Below are 11643 nucleotides of genomic sequence, written 5' to 3' on the forward strand. Positions count from 1 at the left end.
CTGGTACACCAGCGTCGTCGCCGTCTGGGTCTTGTTCATAATATTGCCTGAGACGACCAGCACGGCCCCGAATTCGCCCAGCGAGCGGGCGACTGTAAGAATGACGCCGTAGATAACCGCCCACTGGATCGAAGGCCAGGTCACCTTCCAGAAGGTTGTCCACCCGTACGCTCCAAGCGTTGAGGCGGCTTCCTCCTGTTGCCCGCCGATCTCCTGCAGAACAGGCATCACTTCCCTGACCATCAGCGGAAAGGTGACGAACAGGGTGGCAATGACCATGCCCGGGAAAGCATAGACAATGTTGAAGCCAATATGCTCAAACACCGCTCCGAGCGCGCTGTCCGGACCGAGCAGCAGCACGATCATCAGCCCGCCGATGACAGGCGACACAGCATACGGCAGATCGACGATACTGTTAAGCAGGCTCTTCAGCCGGGGGCCCAGCCACTCGGCCCGAACCAGATACAGAGCCGTCATAATGCCGAACAATGTGTTCAGCACCGTCACCGTTATAACGACCAGAGCCGTCATCATCAGCGCATGCAGCGCCTCCGGCCGGGTCAAAGCCTCCCAGAATCCGGAAAGTCCCTTGCTGAATGCTCCCGTAATCATTTTGCTCAAGGGAGCGGCAATCAGCAGAAAGAAAACGATATAGGTTAGTCCAATCCATAGCCGTCTCATCGTCTTCTCCCCCTCATCTGCGCTACATTGATCAGCCAGAGGATCAGGAACGACAAGGTCAGCAAAATGATGGATACGGCTGCGGCGCCGGTCCCGTTATCGCTCTCCACCTCTCCATAGATGAAGACCGACGAGACGAGCGTGCGTCCCGGGATATTGCCCGCCACCAGTACGACGGCCCCGAATTCAGCCAGCGCCCTGGAGAAGGCGAGCATGCCGCCTCCGATCATGCCGGGCGCCATCGCCGGTACAATCACCTGCCGGAACACCCGGATACCCTTGGCTCCCATCGTGTAGGCCGCCTCTTCCTCGGAAGGGTCAAGCTCTTCCAGCAGCGGTTGCACCGCCCGGATCACAAAGGGGAAGGTTACGAAGACCATCGCGATGACAATGGCCGGTTGATGAAAGACAATTTCCAGACCCAGTGATTCCGCCGCTCCGCCGATCAGACTCCCCGGTCCGAGAAGCAGCAGAATCATCAGTCCGCCAACTGCGGTTGGCAGAGCGAACGGCAGATCGACCATACTGTTCAGCAGCGGTCTGCCGGGAAATTTGTAGCGGACCAGCACCCAAGCGATCATAGTGCCCAGGACGACATTGATAATGGCCGCCATTAGCGCCAGTCGAAGCGTAAGCAGCACGGACCGCCAGGCTATCGGATCGGATATGCTTTCGACAAAATTTTTAAAACCGAGCGAAAATGAGTTGTAATAGACGCCAAGAATCGGAAGCACGATTAGTACGACAAAATACAGCAAAATCGTGGATCGGAATCCCCAGGTCCATCCCTTGTGTCTTAACAGCGAATTCAACAGTTGTCCTCCTACCTCCGGTTGACGGGTCGGTATACTAGCTATGTGCCAATATATAATTCCTATTAATATACTTGGTTTAATAATTATTACTACTTTACCACTGACCTCTTGCCATCGTCAATTACTTTTGAGTGATTTTAGGTTAAAATAGTTGTCGAAAAGGTTTGAAACCGATTTATGAAAGGAGAAGCCGCCATGCTGCATACGTTCGAGATTTCAACAAGCAAGCGGGATGAACTGCGGGATATCACCAGAGAAGTTATTTCTTATGTAAGAAAAAGCGGCGTCCAAAGCGGGATAGCCGTTGTGTACTGCCCCCATACAACCTCAGGCATTGCCATTAACGAGAACGCCGATCCCGATGTGAAGCATGATGTGCTGATGCGTCTCAATGAGGTATATCCCTGGGAGCATCCAAAGTACCGGCATGCGGAAGGGAACACCGCGTCGCATCTCAAGTCGATTACCGCCGGTCCCTCCCAGAGCATCATCATTCATGAAGGGGAGCTGCTGCTGGGAAGGTGGCAGGGCATTTATTTCTGCGAGTTCGACGGACCAAGACGCCGGCAGTATTATGTAAAGATCATCGAAGGATAGTTTCCGGGCACAAGCAAAAGGCCGCTTTCGGAGCAAGGGCTCCGAATCGGTCTTTTGCTTGTCTGGCAACTTTTACTTTTACAGGGCAGAGAAGCACCCGATTACCAATGCACAGCCGTAAAGCACAAAAGGAAAAAAATACACGTTACAGGTTGCGGCACAGCACACGGACATGCGATAACGCCGCCGCTTTCACATCGTCAAACTTGATTTTGTCCTGAATGTAGTACGAGACGAATCCGTGGGCGGACAAGAACAGCGTCAGCGGCACGCTCTGCCAATCTTCCGGTACATAGCCCTCTTCCTTCAGATAACGGCGCACCATGCCGGAGAACAGTTCAAAACACTTTCCTTGTTCCGCGCGACAATAGGCCAGCAGCTCTTCGTCACGGATCATGAACATAATTTCGTACTGATACGGGTGGTCCAGCCCGAAGCGTATAAATTCCAGCATCAGCTGTTCAACCTTGCCCAAGCCTTCCTCGGCTGGCTTATCCATCACCTCGCTGAGCAGCCTTGCCACATAGTTGAAATCGTCAACGACAATAGCATAGAACAGCTCCGCCTTTTCCTTGAAGTGATAATAGAGGGAACCATGACTGTATCCCAAATGTTGGCCTATGCTTCGCATGGAGATGGCCCGATAACCCTTGGTAATAAAAAGGTGTCTTGCCGCCTCCAGAATCCTTTCTCTCGACAACTCCTGTTCTACTGCTCTTCTAGCCATAATTTTATTCCCCTTCGCTGTAGTAAAGCTTCCTGCCTTCCGTTACAACCGCCTGTCCCTGGGTCAAATCCGTTATCCATGCCTTAAATGCATCGGCTTCTTCATTCCTCGGCAGACATAATAGCTTGACCTTGTCGGTGAACTCCGTTTCGCCGGTCTTGGTTCCGCGGCTCCTCAGTTCGTTCTCGACCTTGCCGAGCCAGGTATAGTCCAGTTCCACGAACACTTCACGGTGCAGAACGCGCGTGATCACCTCGCCGGCCTCAAGCGCCAGCACGGCGCCGTCCGTATAGGCACGAATCAGTCCGCCCGCTCCAAGCATGATTCCTCCGAAGTAACGCGTAACGACTATAGCCGTATTTTTAATGCCCTGGCTGCGAATAACCTCCAGAATCGGCTTCCCCGCTGTACCGCTCGGCTCCCCGTCGTCCGACTGCTTCTGAATCTCATCCCGCTCCCCGATCATGTAGGCGGAACAGTTATGCGTGGCGTTCCAATGCTTCTTCCTGATGTCCTCAATGAACTGATTGGCTTCTTCTTCCGTCTCTACCGGCATGACATGCCCGATAAAACGCGACTTGCGAATAACGACTTCCTTGGAACCGGAAGCGCGCACCGTCCGGTATTGTTCGAGCATAATCCATTCATTCCTTATTCTTACTTGATATATACGAGGAGCAGCCCGCGGTATTGGATTACCTTTGGACTGCTCCCGGTAGATTGCTTAGCTATAGTATGTCGTGGAGAAATCGCAAATTACTCGGTAAGTCTGGCTTCCAGTTCGGCCTTTTCTTTCTCGTACCCCGGCTTGCCGAGCAGCGCGAACATATTCTTCTTATACGCTTCTACGCCCGGTTGGTCGAACGGGTTGACGCCAAGCAGATATCCGCTGATACCGCAGGCTTTTTCAAAGAAGTATACGAGATAGCCGAAGCTGTATGGCGTTTGATCCGGGATGGTGACAACCAGATTCGGAACTTGCCCGTCGGTATGCGCGAGCAGCGTGCCCTGGAACGCCTTCTTGTTCACGAAGTCCACAGTCTGTCCGGCCAGGAAGTTCAGTCCGTCCAGATCGTCCGGATCGCTTTCGATTGTAATGTGTTCCCGAACTTCATCCACCTGGATAACCGTCTCAAAAATGTTGCGGTTGCCCTCCTGAATAAATTGTCCCATCGAGTGCAGGTCTGTCGAGAAATCCACGGAGGAAGGATAAATACCTTTGAAGTCCTTACCTTCGCTCTCGCCGAACAACTGCTTCCACCATTCCGATACATAATGAAGCGATGGCTCGTAGTTCACAAGAATTTCCGTCGTCTTGCCTTTGCGGTAAAGCGCGTTGCGGACGGCGGCGTATTGATAGCTCTGGTTCGTCGCCACATCGGGATTGTTGAACTCGTCAGCTGCTGCGGCTGCGCCTTTCATCATTTCCTCGATGTCGATGCCCGCAGCCGCAATCGGCAGAAGGCCAACCGGAGTCAGTACGGAATAACGTCCGCCCACATCGTCCGGAATGATGAACGACTCATAGCCCTCTTCAGTGGCGAGTGTCTTAAGCGCGCCTCTTGCCTTGTCGGTTGTGGCGTAGATCCGCTTGCGGGCTTCTTCCTTGCCGTATTTCTTCTCAAGCTCGGCGCGGAAAACCCGGAAGGCAATCGCAGGCTCGGTCGTCGTGCCGGATTTGGAAATGACGTTGACGGAGAAATCCTTGCCTTCGAGAAGGCTGATCAAATGGGTGAGATAAGTCGAGCTGATGTTGTTCCCTGCAAAATAAATCTCGGGAGTCTTCCGCTTGCTCTTATCCAGATTGTTATAGAAGGAATGGGTCAGGGATTCAATCGCTGCCCGGGCTCCTAGATAGGAGCCGCCGATGCCGATCACAATCAGCACGTCGGAGTCGCTTTGAATCTTCTTGGCGGCTGCCTGAATGCGGGCGAACTCTTCTTTATCATAATCGTGTGGAAGATCAATCCATCCTGTATAGTCTGAGCCTGTGCCGGTCTTGGTATGTAGCTGCTCATGAGCCAATTTGATCGGCGCAGCAAAATAGTCGATTTCGTGCTGATTAATGAAGGACAGGGCTTTGCTGTAGTCAAAACTGATTTTTTTGGACATCGTTAAGGGTACCCTCCTGTTTCTCTTTCGATTTGACACGAATTGTAACAACTTTATAATAGGATACTTTAATTTCCGTGGGCTGGCAAGGTCCTATGGCACAGGCAAAGGTATCAATTTGGACAATGGGGGCCTTGGAGGAAGCGTTTCCTTTACTGGAACGGCATTTGCGGGTTGGAAGCCCCTCCGGCCCGTGCTAGAATAAAAAGGATTGGGCTGCTACCTTAATAGCAAAGGTGTGAAATTTTTATGAAACAAATCGGATTTATCGGACTCGGAACGATGGGAGCGCCTATGGCTTCCAACCTGCTGCGCGCCGGATTTCAGCTGACGGTGTACAACCGCACGGCTTCGAAATGCGATCCTCTGGTGAAAGAGGGCGCAGCGGCGGCAGCTACTCCGCAGGCCGCCTCGGAGGGCAAGGACGTTATCATTACCATGGTCAGCAATGACGATTCAATCCGCGAGATCTTTTACGGACCCGAAGGCATTCTGAAAGCTCTGAAGCCTGGCGCGGTGGTGATTGATTCCAGCACGATCTCGCCCGAACTTGTCAAAGAAGTCGCTGCCGCTGTCGAGAGCAAGGGCGGGCATTTCCTCGACGCTCCGGTAACCGGCAGCAAGCCGGGCGCGGTGGAAGGCACGCTCGTCTTCATGGTCGGCGGCGCAGCCGATATTATTGAAGCGAACCGCGATCTGTTCGACGCGATGGGCAAGCTCCTGCTGCATATGGGCGAGAACGGCAGCGGCGCGGCGGCGAAGCTGGCTCATAATGCAATGGTCGGCATCCATAACATTGCGCTAGCCGAAGGCTTCTCCATCGCGGTGAAGTCCGGCGTTCCGGCGGACAAATTCCTGGAGCTGATCCGGAACGGATCGGCCGGCAGCAAGCAGGTTGAGCTGAAGGGCCGCAAAATTATCGACGGCGATTTCAGCAATCAATTCGCGCTGGAGCTGATGCTGAAGGACCTGAAGCTCGCCTCTGCGCTGAGCGATGCCAGTGGCGTGCCCACTCCGGCGCTGGAATTGGCGAAGAGCCTGTTCCAGTCGGGCTACTCCCAGGGATACGGCGAAGAAGACCTGTCGGCCGTTGTTAAGACCTATGAAGCCTGGATCGGCCGTAAAATCGGCGAATCATCGTGAAAGGCTCCGAAATCATTTAAATGAGCGATTTTAGGGATTAAACAGCCTCTATGCAGCCTGTCGAACTGCATAGAGGCTGTTTGTTCTGTCGGGTATTCTCCCGGTCCCGGATGAGCATCGGACCGGGGCTTTTAACCGGGATGCCTGCTACCGGCTCCACGAACGGACGGAAGCGGACATCTGCGCCGTGATGCCTGCGCCGCTTGCTCCAGGCGACTGTCCGGGAGCCGGCGAGGGTGCCGGCGTCATTTCCGGTGCCGGGCTGACCGGTTCAGCACTCTCAGGCGCAGCGGAAGCTCCTTCCCCCGTACTATCCGTCTCCTTCATTTCCGCAGGCTGCCGGAGAACCGCTTCACGGCCATCAATCCACCATTTTGCTTCCCCCGCATCAACCTGCAGCCATGTGCCGAGTCTGCCCGTCACTTTAACCTTTTTCTGAGACACAACGGCTACCTTCGGGGCAAACGCATCCGGATATTTGCGCAAAGCGGCGGCTTGCTTGATATCGGCGTCCGTGTCGATCTGTTCCACAATACCAAGCTGTCCGGGAGCGGGATGAATCCATCCGGCGCCGCTTCCGGTCTTGATGCGGTACCAATCGCCTTTTCGAGCAAGCACCAATACGTCCTGCGGTGCGATAACGGATACGGATGCGGAAGCTCCGGCTCCCGGATATACCGGAGCTTGTGCGAAGAGGCTCATTGGTTGATTAAGAGCCTGAACGCTCTGACGCTTTAGCCATAGCTTGTAGGTCTGCGAAGCAGTATACAATGGGACCTGCCTGTTCTCGGCCCATATTTGCCCGAAGGCGCTCAGCGGCAGGTTTGCCTCTCCTGCGTAGTTTCCGATTTCAACCGTAAATCCCGGACGCCCGAACTCCTGAATGAACCAGTCCTTATAGCCTCCGCCCGAAGGATTCTTTTCCGGCCGGACCAGACTGTAACCGGTTAACCGCGCCAGCGAGGAGGCAATCTCCCGATCACGCGCCAAATTTGCGGCAAGGGTATGGTAATGCCAGAAAATAATCCCGCCGGAGCTATGGTAAGAAATTGTAATGTCCGGGTCGATTGTATGGGTAAAGTCCATCATCATTTTAACTTCAGGCGCCTGAGCAGGCTTTATGCCTCTATAATTTTGATAATTGGGGTAATTAACCGCATTTCTCATCGTGCTCCAGTTCGCCGGGTACTGGCGGTTCAGATCGAGCCCCTGCATATTGGCCTTCCAGCGTGTGTAGTTATTGCTGCCTCTGTTATAGCGGTTCAGCAATGCGGCTGTCTGTTTAGGGAGACCGGCGGTCCCCTGCTGGGACAAAGTCACCCCATCGGGATTGACCATGGGTACAACCCAGATGCTGACACGATCCAGTATCTCTCTTATATCATAAGACCCGATCGGCTTGTCGAGGTAATAGCTCCCCGCATATGTATCGATCATTTTCATCAGCAGCGCGGTCGTCATCCATTCCCGGGCGTGATGCGAACCGTTCAGGAACAGCACAGACTCCCCCCGGCCAAGCTTTACAGCCCATAGCTCTCGTCCGTATGCGGTCTTGCCCAAGGTCTGAACGGACACCAGATCGGGATACGCGGCGGCCAGCTTTTCGATATCCCGCTGCATCACCGAATAAGAATAGATCTGTTTCGGATTTACAATATCGGCTGAGGCCCGGGCCCTTCCAGGCTGAAAGATAACTGCCAGCAGCAGCAAAATGTGGCACAGAATAATAGAATTACGGATTGACTTATACGGCATCAGCTTCAGCGTTTCCAGCCCCTTAGTTCGAATATGAATCTATCATCATATTCATCGTCTCCGGGCGGATATTTTTGAATATTTGAATATAGAGTTTCAAGCAATGGACACTTTGCCTCTCAGAGCTTATGATAATTATTATCATCTAGAAGCGCTGCCGTGAAAGGGACTGTTGAAAAAGTAATCACATTGCTGGAAACGGAGGGTATGCTGACGACGGAGCAAACGGCCATGAAGCTGGGTATCAGCCGTTCAACCGCCCGGCGTTATCTGGAATTTCTAGCGGACTCGGGCCGCGCCGCCGCCAACCTCTCGTATGGCACCGTCGGACGTCCGGAGCGAGTGTACAAATTCATAAAATCTTGACGGCGCCCGGCTGCTGCCGCCCTTGACGTTAACGAGCCATACAGAGCGTGAACTTTATGATCTTTATTGCGTTAATACTCCTTTCGAAACTAATGACGACAATATTTACGAAAGTCTCATCTTATAAGTAAAAAAAGAAAAGCCCCGCATTTAAGCGGAGCTCCCCAGATTCTCTCTAACGATTACACATTCGGGTAAGAGCAGCAGTAGTCGGTAACCGTGAATACTTCCAGCGAAAACTTCGAATTGCCGGGCACATGAAAGGTCTCGGCGCCGTCAATCTCCTGCCAAGCCTCCGATCCGGGCAGCAGCACCTTGAGCTTTCCGGACAGAATTTCCATCGTTTCCGGGCCGTCGGTGCCGAACTCGTATACACCCGGAAGCATGATGCCAAGAGTAACCTTGAGGCCGTCCTCCAGAGTCACTGCACGGCTGGTCACCTTTCCGTCGTAATAAACGTTGGCTGCTTTTTGAATAGTTGCATTGTTAAACTGACTCATTTCTTTGTCTTCCCCCTTGGATTGCTGGTTGTCTCCCTAGTATTCTACAGCAAAGCCTTTACGCGGTTAACGACATTTTCCACAGTAAAGCCATATTCTTTGATCACCGTGTCGCCAGGCGCGGACGCGCCAAACGTCGTGATGCCGAGAATATCGCCTTGGTCGCCGACATAACGTTCCCAACCGAAGGTTTGAGCCATTTCAATTGCAAGACGCGCCTTGACATCCGGTAGGATGACAGAGTCGCGGTATGCCTTATCCTGCTTCTCAAACAGATCCCAGCTTGGAAGACTGATTACGCGGACGTCAATGCCTTCTTCAGCGAGAGCGGCTTGGGCCTTGATCGCCAGTTGAACCTCGGAGCCTGTCGCAATGATTTGCGCCTGAGGCTTGCCGTTCTTGGCATCGGAGATGACATAGCCCCCGCGTTTGATGTTCTCTCGCACGCCTTCCACGGTACCGGACAGAATCGGCAGATTCTGGCGTGTAAGCACAAGCGCTACCGGATTCTCCTTGTTCTCGACCGCGTAGGCCCATGCCGCCGACGTTTCATTCGCATCAGCCGGACGAATCACGGTAAGCCCCGGAATGATCCGCAGGGATGCCAGTTGCTCAATCGGCTCATGCGTAGGACCGTCTTCGCCGACGGCGATGCTGTCATGAGTCAGCACGTAAGTCACCGGCAGCTTCATGATGGCAGCCAAACGGACCGCCGGACGCAGATAATCCGTAAAGACGAAGAACGTGCCGCCGAATACTTTGAGTCCGGTATGCAGCGCAATGCCGTTCATGGCCGCCGCCATGCCGAATTCGCGGACGCCAAAATAAATATTGCGGCCGTCGTACGACTCCGGCGTGAAGGAAGCCAGTCCATTGAGGTGTGTCATCGTCGAGCTTTCCAGGTCAGCGGAACCGCCGAACAATTGAGGCACGCCCGCAGCCAGACCGTTCAGGGCATTGCCGGAAGCGACGCGGGTGGATACCGCTTTATCTTCCGCTGTGTACGATGGCAGCTTGGCGTCCCAGCCTTCCGGCAGATCGCTGCTCAGCACGGTTTCGAGCTGTGCCGCCAGTTCCGGATAAGCCTTCTTGTACGCCGCGAACTTCTCGTCCCATGCCTTGTTTGCGGCAATCCCTTGCTCCTTCACTTCGGCAAAGAGGGCGCGGACTTCATCCGGTACATAGAAATCCTCTTCGTATACCCATTTGTAGAATTCTTTGGTCAGCTTCGCTTCTTCAGCGCCAAGCGGAGAGCCGTGCGTTCCACCATGTCCGCCTTTGCCCTGCTTATTCGGGCTGCCGTAGCCGATCACCGTCTTCACTTCAATAAGCGTTGGCTTGTCCGTGATTGCCTGAGCTTCCGCAATCGCCTTGCCGAGTGCTGGAAGATCGTTGCCGTCCTCTACGCGCAGCACGCTCCAGCCATAAGCTTCAAAGCGCTGGGCAACATTTTCGGAAAAGGACAGGTTCAGCTTGCCGTCGAGCGAAATATCGTTTGAATCGTATAGCACGACCAATTTGCCAAGTTTGAGATGTCCTGCAAGCGAAGCGGCTTCCGAGGAAATCCCTTCCATTAAGTCGCCGTCGCCGCAGATCGCGTAAGTATAGTGGTCGATTACATTATACTGATCTTTATTGTACGTAGCGGAGAGCTGCGCTTCAGCGATCGCCATACCAACCGCCATGCCGATGCCTTGTCCGAGCGGACCCGTCGTAGCGTCGACACCTGCCGTATGGCCAAATTCCGGATGACCGGGAGTAAGGCTGCCCCATTGACGGAACTGCTTCAGCTCCTCCATCGGGAGATCGTAACCACTGAGGTGCAGTAGGCTGTACAGCAGCATGGAGCCATGGCCGGCAGACAAGACGAACCGGTCGCGATTGGCCCACGTCGGATGCTCCGGGTTATGATTCATCGTCTTCGCGAAGAGCTGATAGCCCATCGGAGCGGAACCCATCGGCATACCGGGATGGCCGGAATTCGCTTTTTCAATAGCGTCAATGGCCAGCGTACGAATCGTCGTAATCGCCAGGTTGTCGACTGTGGAGTTTTCATCCTTGTGGATCGCTTGCTCTTTTGCCTGTTGTTCAGTCATTCAAATTGTCCTCCTCTATAAACCTCAAGAATGTCATTTTGACTATTATTGTATCACTAATGTGGAAGCATTTCCAATGTTTTTGCCGCTGGACGCTCCAACATTTAAGTTTCGCAACTTCGATTCTTTTTTATACGGGTGACCCTACGAGCCAGAATGAGATCACGAGGAGTACGCTACTTGACCCGGTGGCTGCGGAAATACTGGCTCCAATTCTCCGAGATGGTGACTGTGACTTTATCGGTCTTGGTGTTGTATTCGTTCTTAGCCGTAAAGGTGAAGGTCAAAGGCCCGTTCGGCAACTGCTCGAAAGAAGGGTCATAGAGCTCCCCGGTCCAAGATATCTTGCCGCTATCCGAAGGAGCAAGCTGCGCGGTAAAACCGCCGTCCATCGTTACCTCAATCGTATCCGGCAGTCCCGTAGCGTCCGCCTGAAGCATGAATTTCTCACCGGCCCAAAATATATTATAACCACGCGGCTGCTCGGTGTCTCCAGATATCTTCAAATTGTAGCTCTGCCGGTTGGCATTCCACTCCGTGGTATGCTTCACGCCGCCTTTTACAGTCAGCAGATTGACCATGAAGTATTTGCGAGGTGAGGTGTTGCTCCAATCAAAACCGTCAAAAACATCAACCTCGGCGGCATACGTATGATTCTCCACAAGTGTTCCCGCCGGGACGGTCCACTGCTTCTGGCTGGACGATTTCACCCCGGACTGAACGACAATACTGCCGGTTGCCGAATCCAATATGCGCACCCTGTACCGCGTCTGCTCATCCCCGTCATCGTCGGTATAGTTCCATTTCATAATCGGCGTCATTGTATTGACGATGGTCGGCGCGGCTGCCGG

12 protein-coding genes are annotated in these 11643 nt (G+C 53.5%); 3 read left to right on the forward strand and 9 right to left on the reverse strand.

The annotated features are described in order from the left end of the window. Both L692_RS0119610 and cysT read right to left on the reverse strand, forming a co-directional pair. A partial coding sequence (locus tag L692_RS0119610; protein ID WP_025701764.1) for a sulfate ABC transporter permease subunit occupies positions 1 to 681 on the reverse strand: 681 nt, incomplete at its 3' end. After that, a complete protein-coding gene (gene cysT / locus L692_RS0119615; RefSeq protein WP_025701753.1) occupies positions 678 to 1493 on the reverse strand; it encodes a sulfate ABC transporter permease subunit CysT in 816 nt (271 codons plus the stop codon). The genes cysT and L692_RS0119610, both read right to left, overlap by 4 nt. 198 nt (positions 1494 to 1691) lie before the next feature. Here cysT and L692_RS0119620 point away from each other — a divergent pair, with 198 nt between their 5' ends. After that, entirely contained in the window at positions 1692 to 2093 is a 402-nt protein-coding gene (locus L692_RS0119620) for a secondary thiamine-phosphate synthase enzyme YjbQ (RefSeq protein WP_025701754.1), read from the forward strand. Positions 2094 to 2238: 145 nt separating this feature from the next. Here L692_RS0119620 and L692_RS0119625 read toward each other — a convergent pair whose 3' ends face one another. The 3 genes from L692_RS0119625 to L692_RS0119635 all read right to left on the reverse strand — a co-directional run bounded on the left by L692_RS0119625 (position 2239) and on the right by L692_RS0119635 (position 4932). Beyond that, positions 2239 to 2820 (reverse strand): TetR/AcrR family transcriptional regulator, encoded by a 582-nt coding sequence (locus L692_RS0119625; protein ID WP_025701755.1) that lies wholly within the window; start codon positions 2818 to 2820, stop codon positions 2239 to 2241. Positions 2821 to 2824: 4 nt separating this feature from the next. Beyond that, the gene (locus L692_RS0119630) at positions 2825 to 3457 is read right to left on the reverse strand and encodes a YigZ family protein (protein WP_025701756.1); all 633 of its coding nucleotides are present in this window, start codon (positions 3455 to 3457) and stop codon (positions 2825 to 2827) included. Between the two features lie 119 nt (positions 3458 to 3576). Next, entirely contained in the window at positions 3577 to 4932 is a 1356-nt protein-coding gene (locus L692_RS0119635; RefSeq protein ID WP_025701757.1) for a glucose-6-phosphate isomerase, read from the reverse strand. A gap of 249 nt (positions 4933 to 5181) precedes the next feature. Between L692_RS0119635 and L692_RS0119640 the strand changes: the two genes are divergently transcribed. After that, on the forward strand, positions 5182 to 6075 hold the full coding sequence (locus tag L692_RS0119640) for an NAD(P)-dependent oxidoreductase (protein WP_025701758.1): 894 nt from the start codon (positions 5182 to 5184) through the stop codon (positions 6073 to 6075). Between the two features lie 147 nt (positions 6076 to 6222). On the opposite strand, the gene L692_RS0119645 is transcribed toward L692_RS0119640, so the two are convergent. Continuing rightward, positions 6223 to 7830, reverse strand: coding sequence for a M14 family zinc carboxypeptidase (locus L692_RS0119645; protein ID WP_025701759.1), 1608 nt, complete (start codon positions 7828 to 7830; stop codon positions 6223 to 6225). Between the two features lie 159 nt (positions 7831 to 7989). Here L692_RS0119645 and L692_RS0119650 point away from each other — a divergent pair, with 159 nt between their 5' ends. Beyond that, the gene (locus L692_RS0119650; protein WP_025701760.1) at positions 7990 to 8196 is read left to right on the forward strand and encodes an HTH domain-containing protein; all 207 of its coding nucleotides are present in this window, start codon (positions 7990 to 7992) and stop codon (positions 8194 to 8196) included. 182 nt (positions 8197 to 8378) lie between these two features. Here L692_RS0119650 and ppnP read toward each other — a convergent pair whose 3' ends face one another. The 3 genes from ppnP to L692_RS33025 all read right to left on the reverse strand — a co-directional run. Then, positions 8379 to 8696, reverse strand: coding sequence for a pyrimidine/purine nucleoside phosphorylase (gene ppnP, locus L692_RS0119655; RefSeq protein ID WP_025701761.1), 318 nt, complete (start codon positions 8694 to 8696; stop codon positions 8379 to 8381). Positions 8697 to 8740: 44 nt separating this feature from the next. Then, positions 8741 to 10792, reverse strand: coding sequence for a transketolase (gene tkt / locus L692_RS0119660; protein ID WP_025701762.1), 2052 nt, complete (start codon positions 10790 to 10792; stop codon positions 8741 to 8743). A 176-nt stretch (positions 10793 to 10968) separates the two neighbouring features. Beyond that, on the reverse strand, positions 10969 to 11643 hold a 675-nt coding region (locus tag L692_RS33025; protein WP_025701763.1), incomplete at its 5' end, for a glycoside hydrolase family 78 protein.

The organism is Paenibacillus forsythiae T98, assembly GCF_000520735.1.
In the GTDB taxonomy this organism is placed as follows: Bacteria; Bacillota; Bacilli; order Paenibacillales; family Paenibacillaceae; genus Paenibacillus_AQ; species Paenibacillus_AQ forsythiae.